19 protein-coding genes are annotated in these 20,232 nt (G+C 60.3%); 14 read left to right on the top strand and 5 right to left on the bottom strand.

The window, feature by feature from the left end:
• Nucleotides 1-52: 52 nt before the first annotated feature.
• Nucleotides 53-571 carry a glycine cleavage system transcriptional repressor gene (locus tag AC07VF_RS19720; RefSeq protein ID WP_495009395.1) on the bottom strand — a complete coding sequence of 173 codons (519 nt, stop codon included), beginning with the start codon at nt 569-571 and terminating at the stop codon, nt 53-55.
• 301 nt (nt 572-872) lie between these two features.
• Here AC07VF_RS19720 and AC07VF_RS19715 point away from each other — a divergent pair, with 301 nt between their 5' ends.
• Together AC07VF_RS19715 and AC07VF_RS19710 are read left to right on the top strand one after the other, a co-directional pair.
• Nucleotides 873-1,049 carry a hypothetical protein gene (locus AC07VF_RS19715; protein WP_495009394.1) on the top strand — a complete coding sequence of 59 codons (177 nt, stop codon included), beginning with the start codon at nt 873-875 and terminating at the stop codon, nt 1,047-1,049.
• The gene (locus AC07VF_RS19710) at nt 1,042-3,219 is read left to right on the top strand and encodes a malate synthase G (protein ID WP_495009393.1); all 2,178 of its coding nucleotides are present in this window, start codon (nt 1,042-1,044) and stop codon (nt 3,217-3,219) included. The genes AC07VF_RS19715 and AC07VF_RS19710 overlap by 8 nt, the downstream gene beginning before the upstream one ends.
• Nucleotides 3,220-3,316: 97 nt before the next feature.
• Here the strand turns inward: AC07VF_RS19710 and AC07VF_RS19705 are convergent, their stop codons facing one another.
• Complete coding sequence (locus AC07VF_RS19705) at nt 3,317-3,763, bottom strand: response regulator (RefSeq protein ID WP_163022123.1); 447 nt, start codon at nt 3,761-3,763, stop codon at nt 3,317-3,319.
• A gap of 233 nt (nt 3,764-3,996) precedes the next feature.
• Here AC07VF_RS19705 and AC07VF_RS19700 point away from each other — a divergent pair, with 233 nt between their 5' ends.
• The 12 genes from AC07VF_RS19700 to AC07VF_RS19645 all read left to right on the top strand — a co-directional run bounded on the left by AC07VF_RS19700 (nt 3,997) and on the right by AC07VF_RS19645 (nt 16,396).
• Complete coding sequence (locus AC07VF_RS19700; RefSeq protein WP_346630973.1) at nt 3,997-5,931, top strand: putative nucleotidyltransferase substrate binding domain-containing protein; 1,935 nt, start codon at nt 3,997-3,999, stop codon at nt 5,929-5,931.
• 10 nt (nt 5,932-5,941) lie between these two features.
• The gene (locus AC07VF_RS19695; RefSeq protein WP_346627187.1) at nt 5,942-6,661 is read left to right on the top strand and encodes a 3'-5' exonuclease; all 720 of its coding nucleotides are present in this window, start codon (nt 5,942-5,944) and stop codon (nt 6,659-6,661) included.
• 159 nt (nt 6,662-6,820) lie between these two features.
• Nucleotides 6,821-7,339, top strand: coding sequence for an RNA polymerase sigma factor (locus tag AC07VF_RS19690; protein WP_495009392.1), 519 nt, complete (start codon nt 6,821-6,823; stop codon nt 7,337-7,339).
• Complete coding sequence (locus AC07VF_RS19685) at nt 7,336-8,328, top strand: FecR family protein (protein ID WP_282368305.1); 993 nt, start codon at nt 7,336-7,338, stop codon at nt 8,326-8,328. Before AC07VF_RS19690 ends, AC07VF_RS19685 begins: the two co-directional genes overlap by 4 nt.
• Before the next feature lie 312 nt (nt 8,329-8,640).
• A complete protein-coding gene (locus AC07VF_RS19680; RefSeq protein WP_495009391.1) occupies nt 8,641-11,076 on the top strand; it encodes a TonB-dependent siderophore receptor in 2,436 nt (811 codons plus the stop codon).
• Nucleotides 11,077-11,157: 81 nt separating this feature from the next.
• Complete coding sequence (locus tag AC07VF_RS19675; RefSeq protein ID WP_463584469.1) at nt 11,158-12,297, top strand: PepSY-associated TM helix domain-containing protein; 1,140 nt, start codon at nt 11,158-11,160, stop codon at nt 12,295-12,297.
• A complete protein-coding gene (locus tag AC07VF_RS19670) occupies nt 12,294-12,485 on the top strand; it encodes a hypothetical protein (protein ID WP_074886829.1) in 192 nt (63 codons plus the stop codon). Before AC07VF_RS19675 ends, AC07VF_RS19670 begins: the two co-directional genes overlap by 4 nt.
• Nucleotides 12,486-12,766: 281 nt before the next feature.
• Nucleotides 12,767-13,255 carry an Hcp family type VI secretion system effector gene (locus tag AC07VF_RS19665; RefSeq protein ID WP_495009390.1) on the top strand — a complete coding sequence of 163 codons (489 nt, stop codon included), beginning with the start codon at nt 12,767-12,769 and terminating at the stop codon, nt 13,253-13,255.
• Between the two features lie 14 nt (nt 13,256-13,269).
• Complete coding sequence (locus AC07VF_RS19660; protein ID WP_423573536.1) at nt 13,270-13,758, top strand: hypothetical protein; 489 nt, start codon at nt 13,270-13,272, stop codon at nt 13,756-13,758.
• Nucleotides 13,759-14,019, top strand: a complete 261-nt coding sequence (locus AC07VF_RS19655) for a hypothetical protein (RefSeq protein ID WP_346627192.1) — start codon at nt 13,759-13,761, stop codon at nt 14,017-14,019.
• A 327-nt stretch (nt 14,020-14,346) separates the two neighbouring features.
• A complete protein-coding gene (locus AC07VF_RS19650; RefSeq protein ID WP_282368314.1) occupies nt 14,347-15,660 on the top strand; it encodes an MFS transporter in 1,314 nt (437 codons plus the stop codon).
• Nucleotides 15,661-15,766: 106 nt separating this feature from the next.
• A complete protein-coding gene (locus tag AC07VF_RS19645; protein WP_192173159.1) occupies nt 15,767-16,396 on the top strand; it encodes a glutathione S-transferase family protein in 630 nt (209 codons plus the stop codon).
• Between the two features lie 182 nt (nt 16,397-16,578).
• On the opposite strand, the gene creD is transcribed toward AC07VF_RS19645, so the two are convergent.
• From creD to creB, 3 genes are all read right to left on the bottom strand, one after another.
• The gene (creD, locus tag AC07VF_RS19640; protein WP_495009389.1) at nt 16,579-17,955 is read right to left on the bottom strand and encodes a cell envelope integrity protein CreD; all 1,377 of its coding nucleotides are present in this window, start codon (nt 17,953-17,955) and stop codon (nt 16,579-16,581) included.
• Between the two features lie 142 nt (nt 17,956-18,097).
• Complete coding sequence (creC, locus tag AC07VF_RS19635; protein ID WP_495009388.1) at nt 18,098-19,528, bottom strand: two-component system sensor histidine kinase CreC; 1,431 nt, start codon at nt 19,526-19,528, stop codon at nt 18,098-18,100.
• On the bottom strand, nt 19,528-20,208 hold the full coding sequence (creB, locus tag AC07VF_RS19630) for a two-component system response regulator CreB (RefSeq protein ID WP_495009387.1): 681 nt from the start codon (nt 20,206-20,208) through the stop codon (nt 19,528-19,530). Before creB ends, creC begins: the two co-directional genes overlap by 1 nt.
• Nucleotides 20,209-20,232 lie beyond the last annotated feature (24 nt).

The raw sequence follows: 20,232 nt of genomic DNA, 5'->3' as shown, positions 1-20,232 counted from the left end.
GGAGGAATCGCTGCAGGCCCGCCAAAACCGGAGCCTGCAGCGGTGACATCAATTACTCGTCCGTGGGCAGATGTAATTCCACCATCAGGTCATCCGCCAGGGTTTCCAGCCGCTGCTGCAGCACATCCAGTGAAAGATCCATCGGCAATCCCAACTCGGCATGGGCGCGAAACAGCGTTTCGCTGCTCATGGGTGCTGGCTCGACGCTGGTCACCAGATGCTCCAGGTTGACGCCTTGCTCGGCCAGCACGCGAGTGACGTCGCGCACGATCCCGGACCGATCATTGCCCACCAGATCCATGGTGATGGGCCTCCACTCCGGCAAGGATTCCGGAAGGACTTCGGCGAACAGAACGCGAATGCCTTTTGCCGAAAGCCCTTCCAGCGCGCTGCGCAGGGGCTGATGCGCGTCGACCGGTGCGCTGACCCGCAGGATCCCGGCGAACTGCCCGGCCATGTGTGACATACGGCTTTCCAGCCAATTGCCACCGTGATCGGCAATGCAGGCCGCGAGCTGCTCGACCACGCCTGGCTTGTCTGGCGCAGACACCGTGACGATAAGATGATCCACAAACGACTCCTTTATCCGCAGCGAGTGAGGCCTGTTTAATACCACGCCCCATGGGTTGTGGGGGAGTATAGGCATGTCTGCCCGGCGCGCAGTGCCGTCACCGTTTCACGAATTTTTGTGTACGATTCTGATAATTATCTGGAACAATCTTCACATTCTTTGAGAACATCAGACACTACAGCGTGACCGAATGCCCAAGTCCGGTCGCTCGGTGCACATTCAGTCTGATTTTCATGCCGCAACTCATCATGTAGTATCGCCTCGCGTTCACTACATAGATGTCGAATCCAGGCCTGATCCGATGTTCCTGCAAGGCCAAAACCTGTTCCAGCGCTTTATCTCAGGTGCCCGCCGCCCCGCCCAGCCGCCCGCAACGGCATGTTCTGGAAGGGCACGCAGCGACGTCGATGGCTTTAACAAGAAAGCGCTCATGATTGAAGCGCAGATAGATGAGCAGAGTGAGGCAAGCAATGACTGAACACGTTCAAGTCGGTGGCCTGCGGGTCGCCAACGTCCTGCTGGATTTTGTGAACAACGAAGCCATTCCCGGAACCGGCCTCGACGCCGCTGAATTCTGGGCCGGTGCCGATGCGCTCATTCACGAGCTCGCACCCAAGAACAAAGCCTTGCTCGCCAAACGAGACGAATTCCAGGCGCGTATCGACGCCTGGCATCAGTCCAATGCCGGCAACGCCCACGACGCAGCCGCCTACAAGGCGTTCCTGCTGGAGATCGGCTATCTGCTGCCAGAAGAGGCGGACTTCCAGATCACCACGCAAAACGTCGACGAAGAAATCGCCCGCATGGCCGGCCCGCAATTGGTGGTGCCGGTGATGAACGCGCGCTTCGCGCTCAATGCTTCGAATGCCCGCTGGGGCTCGCTGTACGACGCGCTGTACGGCACCGACGCCATCAGCGAAGCCGGCGGCGCGGAAAAGGGCAAAACCTACAACCGGGTCCGCGGCGACAAAGTCATCGCCTTCGCCCGAGCGTTCCTGGACGAAGCGGCTCCGCTGGCGGCGGGCTCCCACGTCGACTCCACCGGCTACAAGCTGGTCGATGGCATGTTGATCGTCAGCCTCAAGGGCGGCAGTAACACCGGCCTGCACGATGATGCCCAACTGATCGGTTTTCAGGGCGACGCATCGGCGCCGACTGCTTTGCTGTTCAAGCATAACGGCCTGCACTTTGAACTCCAGATCGACGCGGCGAGCCCGGTCGGCCAGACCGACCCGGCCGGTGTCAAAGACGTGCTGATGGAAGCGGCGCTGACCACCATCATGGATTGCGAAGACTCCATCGCGGCCGTGGACGCTGATGACAAGGTCGTGGTGTACCGCAACTGGCTGGGGCTGATGAAGGGCGATCTGTCCGAAGAAGTCTCCAAAGGCGGCACCCGTTTTACCCGTACGATGAACGCCGACCGCGTCTACACCTCGCCCACCGGCGAACTCGTCACGCTGCATGGCCGCTCGCTGTTGTTCGTGCGCAACGTCGGCCACCTGATGACCATTGATGCGATCCTCGACAATCAGGGCAACGAAGTGCCGGAGGGCATTCTCGACGGCCTGCTGACCAGCCTCGCGGCCATCCACAACCTCAAGGGCAAGACCTCTCGCGCCAACAGCCGCACGGGCTCGATGTACATCGTCAAACCGAAGATGCACGGCCCTGAGGAAGTGGCGTTCACCAACGAATTGTTCGGGCGCATCGAAGCGGTGCTGAACCTGCCGCGCAACACGCTCAAAGTCGGGATCATGGACGAAGAGCGTCGCACCACGATCAACCTCAAGGCCTGCATTCAGGCGGCGAGCGAACGTGTGGTGTTCATCAACACGGGTTTCCTGGACCGCACCGGCGACGAGATCCACACGTCCATGGAAGCAGGGCCTGTTGTACGCAAGGCACAGATGAAAGCGGAAAAGTGGATCGGCGCGTATGAAAATTCCAACGTCGATATCGGTTTGAAATGCGGCCTGCAAGGGCGCGCGCAGATCGGCAAAGGCATGTGGGCGATGCCTGACTTGATGGCCGCGATGCTCGAACAGAAAATCGCCCATCCACTGGCCGGCGCCAACACCGCGTGGGTGCCATCGCCCACTGCCGCTGCGCTGCACGCGTTGCACTACCACAAGGTCGATGTGTTCGCGCGTCAGGCTGAACTCGCCCAGCGCGCGGCGGCCTCGGTCGACGACATTTTGACCATCCCGCTGGCACCGAACACCGACTGGACGGCGGAAGAGATTCAGAACGAGCTGGACAACAACTCACAGGGCATCCTCGGGTATGTGGTGCGCTGGATCGATCAGGGCGTTGGCTGCTCGAAGGTGCCGGACATCAACGACATCGGCCTGATGGAAGACCGTGCCACGCTGCGGATTTCCAGCCAGCACATTGCCAACTGGCTGCGCCACGGCGTGGTCAGCGAGCAGCAGGTGATGGAAAGTCTGAAGCGCATGGCCCCGGTAGTGGACCGTCAGAACGCAGGCGATGTGCTGTATCGCCCGCTCGCGCCGGACTTCGACAGCAACATCGCGTTTCAGGCAGCGGTTGAGCTGGTGATCGAGGGCACGCGGCAGCCCAATGGCTACACCGAGCCGGTGCTGCATCGTCGCCGTCGGGAGTTCAAGGCGAAACACGGGGCGTAACCAGCACCCAAACAAAAAGGCGGTGTCCACGTAAATGGACACCGCCTTTTTTAATGCACAGCTTTCATTGCTTCAACGCAGCCCGAAGGCGGCGTTATCAGGCCATTTCCAGTTCCCGCTTCACCAGCCGCAACAGCTGCTTGGTGTTGATCGGCTTGAGCAGAAAATCCACCACGCTCAGGTGCATGGCATCGATGGCGTCGCGTACGTTGGCGTCGCCGGACACGATAATGATCGGCAACTCCGCACGGTCCGATTCGCGAACCCGACGGATCAGATCCAGCCCGTCGCACGGCGCCATGCGCAGATCGGTGATCAGCAGCGCAATGGACGGCCGGGTCTGCAGCAAGTGCATGGCGCTGGTGCCGCCGGCGGCGGTGATGCAGCTGATGTCATTGAGACTGAGAATTTCGGCCAGAACTTCCCGAGCATCCTTGTCGTCATCGACGATCAACACCCGTTGTGGCGATTGGGACGCAGGCGCGAGCATCACCTCATTGAGGGCTTCGCGCTCTTCATCACTCAAAATACTGTGATCGAACATACCCGTCTCATCTTCCTGTCGACTCCAATTCTGACAGCGCAAGCGATAGATACGCTGCACATCCTGTCGGCTTCATGCCGGGCCCTTGAGCCTCGCGCTAACTGCATCGCTGCGGTATTACACCTTGGTTCGATGCGATTCAACGCCTTCGCAGTCACCTAAGACTTACGTCCAATGGGCACTGCCCGATAAGCGGTCGACCATGGGGTCAATAAAAACAAGCGGTATCGGTCATGAGCAAAGCGGACGCTTTTACCCAGGCAGGCAAAACAGCCGTTCTGCAGAACATCCACGGCACGATGCAGTTCCTGCAAAAATTCCCGCCCTTCAACCAGATGGAAAACGCCCACCTGGCCTACCTTGTGGAACAGTGTCACCTGCGTTTCTACGCTACAGACGAGAGCATCATCAAGCCTAGCGATGGGCCAGTAGAACATTTTTACATCGTCAAACAAGGCCGCGTAGTAGGCGAGCGCCCCCATTCGGCAAAAGGCGGCACCGAGACCACGTTCGAAATCACCACCGGCGAGTGCTTTCCCCTCGCAGCGCTGCTCGGCGAACGCGCCACGCGAACCGAGCATCTGGCGGCCGAAGACACCTTCTGCCTGCAGCTGAACAAGCAAGCCTTCATCAAGCTGTTCGGGCTCTCCAATGAGTTCCGCGACTTCGCTCTGCGCGGTGTCAGCAGCCTGCTCGATCAGGTGAATCAGCAAGTAAAGCAGAAGGCGGTGGAAACACTCGGCACGCAATACTCACTGAATACGCGACTGGGTGAACTGGCGATGCGTCACCCGGTGACGTGCTCCCCCGACACGCCGCTGCGGGAGGCCGTGCGCCAGATGGACGAGCAGCAGGTCGGCAGTATTGTCATCGTGGACGAGGCCAAGGCGCCGCTGGGGATTTTCACGCTGCGCGATCTGCGCCAGGTCGTCGCAAACGTCGATGCCGACTTCGGCGCGCCCATCGAGCGCAGCATGATTCAGGCGCCTTTTTACCTGACCCCGGACGCCAGCGCCTTCGATGCCGCCATTGCCATGACCCAGCGGCATATCGCCCACGTTTGTCTGGTCAAGGATCAGCGCCTGTGTGGCGTGGTCTCCGAGCGCGACCTGTTCTCGCTGCAGCGCGTGGACCTGGTGCATCTGGCGCGCACCATCCGCAGCGCGCCGCGCATCGATTCGCTGGCCAACCTGCGCGGCGACATCGTTCAACTGGTGGACCGCATGCTCGCCCACGGTGCCTCGTCCACGCAGATCACTCAGATCATCACGCTGCTCAACGACCACATGGTCTGTCGCGTCATCGAACTTACGCTGGAAGACAAAGGCGATCCCGGCATCGCTTTCAGCTGGCTTTGCTTTGGCAGCGAGGGCCGCCGCGAGCAGACGCTGTACACCGATCAGGACAACGGCATTCTGTTCGAAGCCAGGGACGCCGCCGAGGCCGCCGAGATTCGCGGCCGGTTGCTGCCCCTCGCCGAGCGGATCAATCAAAGCCTGGCCGTATGCGGATTCGCGCTGTGCAAGGGCGGGATCATGGCGAGCAATCCGCAGCTGTGCCTGTCGCGCATCGAGTGGGCGCGGCGCTTCGGCTCGTTCATCCGCGAAGCCACGCCGGAGAACCTGCTGTCGTCTTCCATCTATTTCGATCTACGCGTGGTCTGGGGCGATGAAAGCGGCGGCGATCAATTGCGGCAGAGCATTCTTGCCCAGGTGGCAGACAACGCGTTGTTTCAGCGCATGATGGCCGACAACGCCCTGCGTCAACGGCCGCCGGTGGGCCGTTTCAAGGATTTCGTGGTCGCCCGCAAAGGCAGTGAAAAAGATACGCTGGATCTGAAAACCCAAGGCCTGACGCCATTCGTCGACGGGGCGAGATTGCTGGCGCTGGCCAACGGCGTCGAAGCCTGCAACACCCTGGAAAGGCTGCGTCAGCTGGTGGCCAAAGAGGTTATCGACCCGCTGGACGGTGCGGCGTATGAAGAGGCCTACCACTTCATTCAGCAAACCCGCATGCAACAGCATCAGCAGCAGAACCGGCAAAACCTGCCCTACTCCAATCGCATCGACCCGGATGTGCTCAATCATTTGGACCGACGCATTCTGCGTGAGTCGTTCCGTCAGGCGCAGCGGCTGCAGACCAGCCTCACCGTGCGCTACCAACTGTAAGCGACTGATCATGAATTTGTTCCAATGGCTCAAGCGACCCAAACGCACCGTTGCTCCTGAGCTCACGCCTGAACAGCAACAGCGCCTGCGCGCCCTGCCCGGCCCGGGCGCGTTGGATCAGAACACGCTGCGCCAGCAACGCTGGGTGGTGGTCGATCTTGAAACCAGTGGGCTGAATCTGCAGCGGGACGAAGTGCTGTCGATCGGCGCAGTGGTCATCGAAGACGGTGCGATCGATCTGGGGCAGCAATTCGAGCGCACGCTGATGCGCAGCGATCACAAACTCAGCCCGAGCGTGTTGATTCACGGGCTGGGGCCCAGCGCGATCGCCGCAGGGAGCGAGCCGGTGGACGCACTGCTGGATTTCATGGCGTTCGTGGGCGACAGCCCGCTGCTGGCGTTCCATGCGGCGTTCGACGAGCACATGCTGGGCCGCGCATTAAAGGAAAGCCTCGGCTATCGCCTGCTGCACCCTTTTATTGATGTCGCTCACATCGCGCCTTTCGTTTGCCCGAACGCGAATTTGCGTCAGGCAGGCCTGGACGACTGGACTCGATTCTTCGGGCTCCACGCCGAAGAGCGCCATCACGCCAGCGCCGATGCCTTGGTAACCGCCGAACTCGCGATGATCCTGTTCAGTCACGCCAAGCGACAAGGGATCGAAACCCCGGCACAGCTGGAGCAAGGCGTGGCGAAATGGCGACGGCAGCAGCAATCGCATTCGTTTTAGCGTTTCACCTCTAGATCCCGTCTCGCCTCACAAATCCAATGGTCGATTCGTACATCAACCGTTCGGCTTCTTCCTACAAGGACCAATTGCCAGCATTGGGCGGCTCTGACACAATCGCGAACAATTCTCGTTAGCCCCTTTGTTCTCCTCGGTGCGCTTGTGTCGTCACTTCAAAGTCCCCAGCAGCAGCTCGTCGGAACGCTCTATCGCGACCATCGCGGCTGGTTGCTGGGTTGGCTAAGACGCAACGTGGCCTGCCCCCATCGCGCCGAAGACCTTAGCCAGGACACGTTCATTCGCTTGCTGGGCCGCGAGCAATTGCTTGAACCCCGCGAGCCCAGAGCCTTTCTGGTTTCGATCGCGAAGGGCTTGTTGTTCGACCACTTTCGTCGGGCCGCGCTGGAACAAGCGTATCTGGACGAGCTGATGCTGATTCCCGAAGGCGAACAACCTTCGCTTGAAGAACAGCAGCTGATTCTCGAAGACCTGAAAGCCATTGATCGCCTGTTGGGCAAGCTATCCAGCAAGGCGCGCGCCGCCTTTTTGTACAACCGCCTGGACGGCATGCCCCACGCGGAGATCGCCACGAAGCTCGTCGTCTCGGTGCCTCGCGTGCGTCAGTACCTCGCCCAGGGTTTGCGCCAGTGCTACATCGCGCTGTATGGCGAGCCAACATGAGCCGCCTGTCCACCCGACCTGTCTCTTCCCACGTGCTGGACGCCGCCATCGCCTGGCAACTGTGCCTGGACTGCGGCCGGGGCAGTGAGGTCGAGCGCGAAGAGTTCGCCAAGTGGTACGCCGCCAGCGACGAACATGCCCGCGCCTGGATGCAGTTGGGCATGGTCGATCAGCGTTTCGCCGGGACCACTGGCCCGGCACGTTCGGCGCTTTTGCGTTCCCGTGATGGCATGGGCTTGCGGTTGCGCAAGCTGGGCCGCGGGGTTGCAGGGGTCGCGCTGGCGCTGGGCTTGACGGTTTTTCTGGGGAATCGACTGCTGCCGGTGGATTACTGGCTGGCGGATCTGCGCACCGCCACCGGTGAGCAGCGCACCATTCGCCTGTCGGATAACACCCTGATCCGGCTCAACACTCACACCGCGCTGGACGTGCGATTCGACGCCACACAGCGACGGATCGTGCTTCAGGAAGGCGAAATCTTTGTGGAAACCGGGAGCCACAACGACACGCGTCCGTTCATCGTCGAAACCCCCGAAGGACAGATGCGCGCCCTGGGCACGCAGTTTCTGGTCAAGCGGCAGACTGACGGCACGCTGTTGAGCGTGCTGCAGTCAGCCGTCGCCGCTCATCCGCAGGCTTCCAGCCACGAATTAGTGCTGCACGAAGGGCAGCAGATGTTGATTCATCGCAACAGCCTCGGCCCCATGCTCGCCCTTGCGCCCGGCACCGGTGCCTGGATGCGCGGCATGCTGGTGGTCGACAACGCCCGCCTGGGAGACGTGGTCGCGGAGCTTGCCCGTTATCGTCAGGGCCATCTCGGCGTGGCGAAGGACGTCGCCGACCTGCGCATTACCGGCAGCTTTCCGCTGACCAACACGGATCTGGCGCTCAAGGCACTGACGCCCACGCTGCCGGTGCAGATCGAGGCGCGGACGCAGTGGTGGGTGACGGTGGTCGGCAGCGACAAGAAGCCGGCGACGGCGCTGTAATTCGGGTGCCCTCGTGGATGCATGCGATCGCCTGGCCACAGAACTTGTGGGAGTGAGCTTGCTCGCGAAGAAGTCAGTACATCCGCTAAATCTTCCGTAGCTGAAACACCGTCTTCGCGAGCAAGCTCGCTCCCACATGGACCATATTTGATGCGCGAAAGCGCCGCTGTCTGGTAAAGGGTAACTTTCACCCAAGGTCATTGATCACGGCCTACTTAGCGCCTGCGCAAATTATTTTCGCCCGGCCCTATCACTTTCCAGATCTCGTTCGGCACATAGGCATTGAGAACCATTTCCATCGAGGTGCCGTTCATGTCCCGCACGCTTCAAACCCTCCTGCGACCGAGTCTGCTGGCTATCGCCGTCGCCATTGCCGCACCGATGCTCAGTGCGCCGCTGATGGCCGCTTCTCAGGCTTCCAGCGTTCGCGCCTACGATCTGCCGGCCGCGCCGTTGTCCACGACGCTGACGCAGATCGCCAGTCAGGCAGGCCTGGCCCTGTCGCTGGATCCGGCACTGGCCGCAGGCCGCACGTCGGCACCGGTTCAGGGTCAATTCGACGCATCAGGCGCGATGGGGCAGGCGCTGCGTGGCACCGGCTTGCAATTGAATCTGACCACGGCGGGGACCTACACGCTGGTGGCTGCGCCTGAAGGGGCGATGGCGTTACCGGCGACCAGCATTCAAGGCAGTCAGGAAAGTTTCGAAAGCGCGTGGGGGCCGGCGCAGGGATACGCCGCCAGTCGCACCGCAGCGGGCACCAAAACCGATACTGCACTGGTCGAAGCACCGCGCTCGATCTCGGTCGCGACCCGGCAGCAGATGCAGGATCGCGCGGTACAGAACATCGACGACGCCGTTCGCTACATGCCAGGCGTGGTCGCCAGCAGTTACGGCAGCGACAGCCGGGCCGAGTGGCTAAAAGTCCGCGGCTTTGAACCCACCCAGTTCCTCGACGGCCTGCCGCTGCCAAAAGGCGCCTACGTCATGCCGAAAATGGAGACGTGGGACCTGGAGCGCATCGCCCTCCTGCGTGGCCCGGCCTCTTCGGTTTACGGTCAGACCCCGCCGGGCGGCATGCTCGACATGGTCAGTCGTCGCCCCGAAGCGGAAGCCAGCCACGAAGTGCAGGTTCAGGTCGGTACTTACAACCGCAAGCAGATCAGCTTCGACAGCACCGGCAAGATCGACGACGCCGACAATTTCGAGTACCGCGTCAGCGGCGTCGTGCGTGACAGCGGCACCTCGGTGGACCACATCGACGACAAGCGTTACAACATCGCGCCGAGCCTGACCTGGAACATCGACCCGGACACCAAGCTGACTTTCCTCAGCCAGTTCAACCGCGACGATACCGGCATCACCAGCCAGTTCCTGCCGATTCAGGGCACCAAATACCCGTCGGCCGTGGGGCGCGTGAAGTACCACGAAAACCTCGGTGATCCGGACTGGGAGTTCTACGACAAAACCTATTACGCGCTGGGCTATGCGTTCGAGCACCGTCTGAATGACGTGTGGCAGTTCAAGCAGAACGTCCGCTACACCAAGAGTGACCTGTCCTTTCAGGGGATCACGGCAGGCGGTTACTTCGGCTCGGTGTCCGACGATGGCACCGTTGCTCGCGGCGCCAACGTCGTGAACGAGGACATTTCCCAGTTCGCGCTGGACAACAATCTGCAAGCCGACTTCGACACGGGCGCACTCAAACACACCGTGTTGCTGGGGCTCGACTACCAGCGCGTGAACCACAACTACAAGTGGCAGTACGGCAACGCGCCGACCAGCAACATCGCCAAGCCGATTTACGGGCAGGACTTCAGCAACGTCGATTACACCGCGTATCAGGATTACAACCAGAAAACCCAGGACGTCGGCGTCTACATTCAGGACCAACTGGCCCTGGATAACTGGCGTCTGACCCTGGGCGGCCGGCAGGATCTGCTCAAGACCGAATCGAAGTTCTACAACACCGATCAGTCCGACGACCGCACCGACAGCGCGTTCACCGGCAACGCCGCGCTCAGCTACGTCTTCGATTCCGGCTTCACGCCTTACATTTCCTACGCCGAGTCATTCCAGGCCGAGCAAGGCGGCGCCAATGGCGTGGCGTTCCAGCCGGGGACGGGCAAGCAGTACGAGGTGGGCCTCAAATACCAGCCGCCGGGCAGCAACATCATCTTCACTGCGGCGGCCTACGACCTGACCCGTCGCGACATCGTGCTCAGCGACACCCTCGGCGTGCAGCGCCCACTGGGTGAGGCGAAGGTGCGCGGCTTCGAGCTTGAAGCGGTAGGCGATGTCACCGACAACCTGAAAGTGACGGCGTCCTACACATACGCCAACAGCAAGATGACCAAGGTCACCGACCCGCTGGACAAGAATCGTCCGCTGCCACTGACGCCGGAAAACCAGGCGGCGATCTGGGGTGATTACACCTGGCACAACGGCGTGCTCGACGGTTTCGGCCTGGGCTTCGGCGCGCGCTACATTGGCGAGACCGACAATATTGCAATCGGCAGTTACGGTTTCGTCGCCGATTCCAACTACGGCCACAGCAACGCTTACACCGTCTACGACGCCGCCGTGCATTACGACCTTGGCCGCATGACCAACTCGCTCAAGGGTGTGAGCGTGTCGGTCAACGCCAACAACGTCTTCGACAAGGAATACATTTCCACCTGCGACGGCTTCTATTGCTACTACGGTGACCGTCGTACGGTGCTCGCGAGCGTAGACTACAAATGGTAATCGTTTAAACTCTCATTACCTGAAACAAGGGCCGCTCCCACACAGCGGCCTTTGTTGCTTTCGCTGACTCCGGATTTCCACATGAAAAGCCAAACCATCCGCCGCTGGTCTTTCATCCACACGTGGACCAGCCTGATCTGTACGGCATTCCTGCTGATGCTGGCGATCACTGGCTTGCCGCTGATCTTCAGTCACGAGATCGCTCACCTGACGGGCGACGCGCCGGAATTCAAGGAAATGCCCGCAGGCACGCCGCATCTCGACCTCGAACAACTGGTCCGCTCAGCCGAGGCCCATCGCCCCGGCGACGTGATGCAGTATTTCGGCTGGGACGACGATGACCCCAACGGCGTCTACGCCATCATGGGCAAGACTGCCGGCGGCGACCCGAACGAATCCCACAGTTTCATGCTCGACGCGCGCACCGGCGAGGCGATGGAAACGCCGAGCGCCAATGGCGGTTTCATGATGATCATGCTGCGCCTGCACGTGGACATGTACGCGGGGCTGCCGGGCAAGCTGTTGCTGGCGTTCATGGGATTGCTGTTTGTCATGGCGATCGTGTCCGGCGTCGTGTTGTATGCGCCCTTCATGCGCCGACTGGATTTCGCCACGGTGCGCCCGAATAAATCGAAGCGAGTGCGTTGGCTTGATCTGCACAACCTGATCGGCGTCGTCACGCTGACCTGGGCCATGGTCGTCGGCTTGACCGGCGTGCTCAACGCCTGCGCTGATCTGGTGATCGCGCAATGGCGCACCGACGCGCTGATGACCATGATCGCGCCGTACAAGGACGCCCCGCCCTTGGCCGAACGCGCACCGGCGACCCGATTGATCGACATTTCCAAAGCCACTGTCCCCGGCGCCGAGCCGAGCTTCATTGCCTTTCCCGGCTCGCGCTTTTCCAGCGAGCATCACTACGCGGTCTTCATGAAAGGCGACACGCACCTGACGTCCCACCTGCTGACCCCTGTCCTGATCGACGCTCAGGACCTGCACGTCACCGCAACACTGGGACGCCCGTGGTACATGGACGCCCTGCTGCTGTCGCAACCGCTGCACTTCGGCGACTACGGCGGCATGCCGATGAAAATCCTCTGGGCCGCGCTGGATGTGCTGACAATCATCGTCCTCGGCAGTGGCTTGTATCTGTGGTGGGTCCGACGTCGCGCCACAGTCGCTGCGGCCAAGAACGTCGCAGTCGAGGCAGAAGTCGCATGACCCGGCACAAGAAGCATTCGGCGTTCTGGAAGACCTTCGGCACGCCCGGCTGGATCGCCCTGCTGACCGCAGTCGGCCTGTTCGCCGCGCTGCTCGGCGACGGCGCGTGGGATGTACTCGCCTGGGTGGGCATGGCCATTCCGACCTGGTACAGCTGCAAAGGATTGATGGCGCGCAAGCGGGTTTGATCCGCCGAACCCCGCTTCTGCATGATTGACATCGAACCGTACCCAATGAACCGGTTTGCTTTGACGATGGCAGGGGCACGCGCATCTGCAGTAAAACATCGCATCCTGCCTGGCCTCCCTTGGTTATAAGTCGAACAAGTCCGTAAGAAACTTCCCTCGCAACAACACTAAGCGTCCTACACGCTCCGACTCCCACGCTGGCCTCCCCTGCGAGTCACCCTCCCGATAATCGATATTCCGCCCTGGCAGGGCATCCACACTATCCATCGGGAAGACCCACCATGGCGCTCGACGCTTTTTTGAAGATTGAAGGCATTGCTGGCGAAGCACTGGATGAGCAGTGCAAAGACTGGATTGAAATCACCGGATATTCGTTCGGCACCGACCAGAGCGCGTCCGTTACAGCCAGCACGGCAGGCGGCGCAACTTCCGGGCGTACCACGCTCAGCAACCTGACGCTGACCAAGATGCTCGACAAGTCGAGCTGCAAACTGATGGCAGCCAACTGCGCCGGACAGCACTTCAAGGAAATGAAGCTTTCCGTACACCGTGCAGGGGGCGACAAAATGAAGTTCTACGAAATCATTCTCGAAGAAGTGATCATTGCCGAATACAACCAACTCGCCAACGACGGCATTCCCACCGAACTCATCCAGCTCAACTACGGCCGTATCCGCTCGACCTACACCCTGCAAAACAGAAACGATGGGCGCGCGGCCGGCAGCGTAACAGGCGGATGGGACAGGATCGGCAATAAGCAATATTGCTGAGCGAGGGACAGGTCATGGACGTCGAACGTACCCAACATGTCGGCCATTACGGTGTCGTGTTTACGCTTATTCACTTCACCGTGCAGCCGGACGATGCCGCATCGTTGAGAACGATCAACCTGCCGGAAATAACCAAGGGTCATTTTGAGGTCATCCGGTTGATTGAAGAAACCTACGAGCGAATGCTTGCACAGGGGCGGCCTTGCCGGATGGTGCTTGCGGTGTCTAATCGCCTGAGCCGGAATACTGCCGATCTATTAAATGATCAACGAGTGAGAGTGGGTGGCGCCATATCCTCGCTGAGCGGCAAAGCTGTTACAGAGGTGTTCGGTCCGATAGTAGGGGGGATGGCGGGCATGTTCTCAGGAGGGAAGGCCAAACAAGGAATTCCGACCTACCACGTCGGTGATGTAATAGTCAGTATCGACGCACAAGTTGCGGGAGGTATTGGCCCTCAGAGATCCTCGTCAGCATTGCTGCTTAAAAACAACGGTGATGGCTAGATGGCGTTTTATATCTCGTTAGTCATCGTCGCGGCTGCCATCTGGAGCGCCTGTCGAGTCACAAGACGATGGCGCTATCAGTGGGTGCTTGGCCTCGCCATCATCGTCTTTTGGTTCTCTTACGTTGTCCCTTGGGTCGTGAGAGCGGAAGCAATTGAAGATGAGCAGTTTCTTGATTATGAAATATTGCTCGAAGGCCTGCTCTACGTAGGATTGGGATTACTGGGCGACAACTGGTGGCGTGACGACGAGCCAAAGTAGCGAATCGCATTGCCCCACCCACCAACTGGCTTGTCCCACGCTCCTCCTCGCGCGGGGCAAGCACGTTCCGCCATCCTAGTCATCACATGACCTCCCGCCATTTACACATCCGGCTGGCCCGTGTTCTGCCTCCGAATCTCACGACTCCATAGGCAATCGATCGCCCCAAAACCCAGCCCCGCCGGTGACAATCCAGTTACATAAAGAAATACAATGGCGATTTACAGGTATTTCAATTGACAACAAAACGTGCGTTTGACTAAATCGAGTCATACGACGACGTATAACGATCGCCGCTAAATAAAAACAATACCCAGAGTGGACTCGATGAAAATCAAAGGCATCCGTTGGTGGATGGTCGCGCTGATAACCGGCGGGCTGATCGTCAACTATCTCGCGCGCAACACCCTCTCCGTCGCCGCTCCCACCATGATGAGCGAGCTGAACATTTCCACCGAACAGTACTCGCACGTCGTCATCGCGTGGCAGATGGGCTATGCCTTCATGCAGCCGGTTGCCGGCTACGTGATTGACGCCATCGGGACCAAAATCGGTTTTGCGGTTTTCGCCATTGCCTGGTCGGTGGCGTGCGCATCGGCGGCCATGGCCACCGGCTGGCAGAGTCTGGCGTTCCTGCGCAGCTTGCTGGGCATCACTGAAGCGGCGGGTTTTCCTGCGGCGATCAAAGCGACCACTGAATGGTTTCCGGCCAAAGAGCGCTCGGTCGCCATCGGCTGGTTCAACATCGGTTCGTCGATCGGCGCGTTGCTGGCCCCTCCCCTCGTGGTCTGGGCGATCCTGCACAGCGGCTGGCAGATCGCGTTCGTCATCGTCGGCGGGCTGGGTCTGCTGTGGAGCGCAGGCTGGCTGTTCTTCTACAAGCACCCGCGCAATCAGCGTCTGCTGGGCGATGAGGAACGCGATTACATTCTTGCCGGTCAGGAATCCCACCTGAAGGACGCGCCGACCAAGCACGCCAGCTGGAAGAAGATCGTCGGCACCCGCAATTTCTACGCAATCGCTTCGGCACGCATGCTGTCGGAGCCGGCCTGGCAGACGTTCAACGCGTGGATTCCGCTGTACCTGATGACCGAACGCCACATGAACATCAAGGAAATCGCGATGTTTGCCTGGCTGCCGTTTCTAGCCGCCGACATTGGCTGCGTGTTGGGCGGTTACCTGAGCCCGTTCTTTTACAAGCACTTCAACGTCTCGCTGCTGACGTCGCGCAAGATGGTGATGGTGTTCGGTTCGCTGTGCATGATCGGCCCTGGCTGCATCGGTCTGGTGGACAGCCCTTACGTCGCCATCGCGCTGCTGTGCGCTGGCGGTTTTGCGCACCAGACGCTGTCAGGCGCGTTGTACGCCATCACGTCGGACTCTTTCGGCAAGAACGAAGTGGGTACGGCAACCGGCCTGGGTGGCATGTTCGGGTTTCTGGGCGCGGCGCTGTTCACGCTGGTGCTCGGGATCATGGTCACCAAGGTTGGCTACAGCCCGCTGTTTGTGGCCCTGGCCGCTTTCGATCTCGTCGCCGCCACGATCATCTGGTTTGTCGCCAAGCCGCTGTTGACCGGCACACCTTCGGCGCAATCCGGAACGGCATCGGCAGACTCGGCAGACGGGGTCCCGACGGTCTGACATTCAGGTCCGGGCCGTCGCAAATCGGCCCGGCATATCATCCGGATATTGCACAGCGTCCTTGCCCTCACTAGTCTGGAGGGCCAGGTCGATCAGAGGAATATCCATGTCTGCGCCCAGCATGACGCTGCATTACAACGCCGCTTCACCCTTCGCGCGCAAGGTGCTGATCCTGCTTCATGAAACCGGACAGGCAAGCCGGGTCAGTCTCAAAGCGGTTGCGCTCACCCCCGTCAGCCCCGACGCCGAAGTCTGCCGCGACAATCCGTGCGGGAAGATTCCGGCGCTGTGCCTGGCTGACGACAACGTGATCCATGACAGCCGGGTCATTCTCGAATACCTGGATCAACAGCACGTCGGCAACCCTCTCATTCCGAAAGAAGGCTCGGCGCGCTGGCGGCGATTGACGCTCGCGTCACTGGCCGATGCCCTCATGGACGCTGCGCTGCTCATCCGGTACGAGACCTTCCTGCGGCCCGAGGAGAAACACTGGGCGGAATGGCTCGACGCCCAGCAAGAGAAAATCGCTCGCACGCTGGCCTACTTCGAAGCCGAAGCCGTCACTGAACTGAGTACGCATTTCGACGTTGCGTCGATCAGCGTGGCCTGTGCGCTGGGCTATCTGGATTTCCGCCAGCCAAATCTGGGCTGGCGCAGCAGCTACCCGCGATTGGCGAACTGGTATTACGAAGTCAGTCAGCGGCCATCGATGCTTGAAACCCAGCCGCCCGCCTGATTGCTTTCAAATCACAGGTATCGACGAAGCCGGATTCATTCGCGAGACGCGAATCGGTCCGCTTCGGTGAGGGCTGCGCCGTCGGACCGCGAGGGAATCTGCTTTCGTCAGCCCACAACCAGTTTGCTATTTCCACTGCAAGCGCGTGCCCGATCTGCTGGTCTTCGCGCAGTCCCACCCGACTACTCATGACTCGCCTCGACCACCAGCGCGGCAGGTTTTGCGGGACGTTGCGCCAGCGCATACCAGTCCAGCTTGCGCGTCAGCACCATGAACACGCCGAGCACTCCGAACAGTAACAACGCGCCCATCAGCAAGGCGTAGTCTTCGGCACCGAGCAGGCCGTAAAGCAATGCATACAGGATTCCCAGCGCCACGCCGAATGACAGTCCGTGACGAACGCTGCCCAGCACATGGCAGACGTAGAACCCGATCAGCCCCACACAGGCACTGGCCGACACCAGGTACGCGAGCGTGAAGCCCACATGTTCGGACAGCGACAACAGCAGCAGATAGAACAACGCCAGCGACGCACCGACCAGAGCGTATTGCACCGGGTGGACCGCCAGCCCTTTGAGCACTTCGAACAGCAGGAAGCCCGCGAAGGTGAGCGTGATGAAGAGCAGCGCATATTTGATCGAGCGATCACTCTTGAGGTACTGGTCGACCGGCGATATGAAGCTCACGCCGAAACTGCGACCGGCGAACTCGGTACACACTTCGCTGGATGAACAGCGGTTGAGAATTTCCTGCAGATTGGTTGCGAAGAAAGAAGTCTGCCAATTGGCGGTGAAGCCCTGCTTGGAAACGTCGCGACTGGCGGGCAGGTAGTTGCCGATGAAACTCGGATGCGGCCAGTCAGCCGACACCCGTACAACACTCGATTTGCCCACGGGCGTGATCTGCAACTGTCCAGTGCCCTGCAGACGCAGATCGAACGCGAAATTCAGGCGCTTCTGCTCGACGCCGGTTTCCAGCGGCAGCACGACGCTCACGCCCTCCCCCAACAGCGCCACGTCGGTACCCGGAACGAAGTCCAGTTGTTCGCCATTGAGATCAAGCTTCAGCGCACTTTCGATGCCACGAACATCTGTAATGCCGACAGCCAGAAAAGGGGCATCGAACCGGTAGTTCTCGAAATCATTGCCCAGGCCAAAGTGCTCGGGCAGCACGAACTGCCCGCTCAGCGTGTTATCGGCGTGATAAAGGCGAGCCTCGTAAATGCCGCGCGAACGCACTTCGGTCTGGACCTTGCCGTCCAGTGCAAAGCGTTCGGGAAGGAAGTACAAGCGGCCCTTTTCCTCAACCGTTTCCTGATAGCGCTCGCGCGACTCCGCGTTGAGCTTCCAGATCCGGGTCAACTTGCGATACGGCACGATCAATAGCGGCCCGCTGATGTGCTGGCTGTAACTGGAGCTGCGCGCGATGTCTTCGACCACTTCGTCGCGCCTGCTCTGTCGATCCTGGATGAGGCCATTGATCATCATCAACGGGATCATCAGCGCCAGTATCAACAGACCGATCATTCCCACCTTGTAAATCGACATGCCCTTGTTCATCGAACTCTCCCGGTTTTTGATGGGGAGATTCTGAAAAGTCTGTGTGGAGCAATCGTGGGGGAAGTGTGGAGATTGTGTGGAGTGTTTCGGACGATGAAACCCTTCCATCTCCAGGTCTACAACGTTAACGGACCGGCTTGTTTTATCGCAGCGTTACTCGCAGCTGCAACACCACCATCACCCCGCCTGCAACATTCCGTATCTGCATTTCCCCTCCGTGCAACTGCATCACTTCTTCAACGAAGTTGAGCCCAAGGCCAGTGCTTTTGCGGCCACTGTCGGGCCTGGGCAAGGAATAGAAGCGCTCGCTCAGGCGAGGCAGTGCGTATTCGGGAATGGGGTCGGCGCTGTTGAAAAACAGCACGTTCACGCGCTCGCCCTCCCGCTCGGCGCTGAAGCGCAACGTGCCTCCGTCTGGCGTGAAGTCCAGCGCGTTGTCGAGCAAATTGGAGAACGCCTGGCGCAACAGAAAGCGCTCCCCAGTCACAAACACCTCAGCCGTAATCAGCCGTTCGACGATCAAACCCTTGCGCTCGATGCGCGCGGCCTGCGCCGCCAGCGTGTCCTCGACCAGCCCGGCAAGTGGCACCAGGACGCGCTCTTCCAGTCCCTGGCGTTGTTCGACCATGGCCAGATTCAGCAGCCGTTCGATCAACTGCTGGACGCGCGCGCTTTCGTTATCGATGTTGCTGACGAAGCGCTGCCGCTGATCGACGGGCATGTCGCCCTGCAACAGCTCGGCAGCGCCGCGGATCGCAGCAAGGGGGCTTTTCAGTTCATGGGTGAGGGTATGCACATAGCGCTCGACGTAGTCCTTGCCTTCCAGCTGTGTGCGCATGTGCTCGACGGCTGCAGACAACTGCGCCAGCTCGCCGCCTCGATACCGGGGCAGCTCGACGCGGCGCCCTTCGCTCACGGCCTGGGCGTATTCGGTCAATCGACGCAGCGCGCTGCTCACCCACCACGACAGCAACCCAGCGAACATCAACCCCAGAACGATCAGCCCCGCGCCGTAATACAGCAAACGCCGCTCTGTCCGGTCGACGTAAGGCTGCAGCGAGCTATTGGGTTTGGCCACGGTCACGACACCGATAATGCGGTCACCGTCGCGAATCGGCGCGCCAACGTGCATGACCGATGAGTTAGGGTCCTGAGGATCGCTGCGGGTCGAGCGCGCGCCATATTGGCCACGCAAGGTGAGAAACACATCATTCCAGCGTGAATAATCCTGCCCCACAGCCTCTCCGCTGGAGTCGAGCAACACAATGCCGTGGGCGTCGGTCACATACACGCGGTTATTGACCTGATTCTTTGGCATGCCCCAGATCTTCGCGTCCGGCTGTCGCAACCCATAGGCCGTGAGCACTTGCGGAAAGCGGCTCTGGCTCAAGGTGCCCGCTTTAACGTCGGCCTGCAGCACCTCGGCAAGAAGGTTTGCGGTGTCCACCAGCGTCTCTTCGGTAGATTGCCGAACGCCGGGGCGCACCTCTTTCATCACCGTGTTGAGGACGAAATACCCCGTCAGGCCAATGAACAGGGCATAGACCAGAAAAATCCGCAGGCCCAGCCGCATCAGCTGTGATCCGGGCTGTAGCTGTAGCCAAGCCCGCGATGGGTCTGAATCGGCTCGGCCTCGGCGACGATCGCCCGCAACTTGGCGCGGACGCTTTTGATGTGGCTGTCGATGCTGCGCTCGTAGCCGGCATCGCTGGCAACGCCGACCGCATCGAGTAACTGCTCTCGGCTAAACACCCGTCCTGGTTGCTCCAGCAGACAGCGCAACAGGCGAAACTCGTGCCGCGTCAGGCTCATGGGCTGGCCGCGATAGCTGATCAGCACGCGCTGGGCATCCACCGAAAAATGGCCGGTGGGGGGATTGGCGTCGACCAGAGGCGCGATTCGTTTGAGGATCGCCTTAACCCGTGCAGTGACTTCACGCGGGCTGAACGGCTTGACGACGTAGTCATCCGCGCCGATTTCCAGCCCCACCACGCGATCAATTTCACCATCACGGGCGCTCAGAAACATCACCGGTACTTCGCTAAACCGACGCAGTTGTTTGCAGGCTTCGAAGCCGCTGATATCGGGCAGGCCGATGTCGAGGATGATGAGGTCAGCGGGCGTCTCGCGTTGCAGGTCGACGGCCGCCTGTCCCAGCGTTAGCCACGCAGTGGTGAAACCCTCGCCCTGCAGGGCATAGATGAGGGTATCGGCGATGGCGGCTTCATCTTCGACAATGAGAATGTGGGGCATGGCATCCGAGCACGTGGCGTAAAG

This window comes from Pseudomonas sp. GW821-FHT02H06 (assembly GCF_059421525.1).
Note: the sequence above shows the minus strand (reverse complement) of the source record. Positions and strands in the feature narration are given on the sequence as shown.

Bases quoted from the DNA above. Each gene is read 5' to 3' on its own strand.
- AC07VF_RS19715 (WP_495009394.1), top strand. From the start codon at position 873: ATGTTCCTGCAAGGCCAAAACCTGTTCCAGCGCTTTATCTCAGGTGCC.
- AC07VF_RS19710 (WP_495009393.1), top strand. From the start codon at position 1,042: ATGACTGAACACGTTCAAGTCGGTGGCCTGCGGGTCGCCAACGTCCTG.
- AC07VF_RS19705 (WP_163022123.1), bottom strand. From the start codon at position 3,763: ATGTTCGATCACAGTATTTTGAGTGATGAAGAGCGCGAAGCCCTCAAT.
- AC07VF_RS19700 (WP_346630973.1), top strand. From the start codon at position 3,997: ATGAGCAAAGCGGACGCTTTTACCCAGGCAGGCAAAACAGCCGTTCTG.
- AC07VF_RS19695 (WP_346627187.1), top strand. From the start codon at position 5,942: ATGAATTTGTTCCAATGGCTCAAGCGACCCAAACGCACCGTTGCTCCT.
- AC07VF_RS19685 (WP_282368305.1), top strand. From the start codon at position 7,336: ATGAGCCGCCTGTCCACCCGACCTGTCTCTTCCCACGTGCTGGACGCC.
- AC07VF_RS19680 (WP_495009391.1), top strand. From the start codon at position 8,641: ATGTCCCGCACGCTTCAAACCCTCCTGCGACCGAGTCTGCTGGCTATC.
- AC07VF_RS19675 (WP_463584469.1), top strand. From the start codon at position 11,158: ATGAAAAGCCAAACCATCCGCCGCTGGTCTTTCATCCACACGTGGACC.
- AC07VF_RS19670 (WP_074886829.1), top strand. From the start codon at position 12,294: ATGACCCGGCACAAGAAGCATTCGGCGTTCTGGAAGACCTTCGGCACG.
- AC07VF_RS19665 (WP_495009390.1), top strand. From the start codon at position 12,767: ATGGCGCTCGACGCTTTTTTGAAGATTGAAGGCATTGCTGGCGAAGCA.
- AC07VF_RS19660 (WP_423573536.1), top strand. From the start codon at position 13,270: ATGGACGTCGAACGTACCCAACATGTCGGCCATTACGGTGTCGTGTTT.
- AC07VF_RS19655 (WP_346627192.1), top strand. From the start codon at position 13,759: ATGGCGTTTTATATCTCGTTAGTCATCGTCGCGGCTGCCATCTGGAGC.
- AC07VF_RS19650 (WP_282368314.1), top strand. From the start codon at position 14,347: ATGAAAATCAAAGGCATCCGTTGGTGGATGGTCGCGCTGATAACCGGC.
- AC07VF_RS19645 (WP_192173159.1), top strand. From the start codon at position 15,767: ATGTCTGCGCCCAGCATGACGCTGCATTACAACGCCGCTTCACCCTTC.
- creD (WP_495009389.1), bottom strand. From the start codon at position 17,955: ATGAACAAGGGCATGTCGATTTACAAGGTGGGAATGATCGGTCTGTTG.
- creC (WP_495009388.1), bottom strand. From the start codon at position 19,528: ATGCGGCTGGGCCTGCGGATTTTTCTGGTCTATGCCCTGTTCATTGGC.
- creB (WP_495009387.1), bottom strand. From the start codon at position 20,208: ATGCCCCACATTCTCATTGTCGAAGATGAAGCCGCCATCGCCGATACC.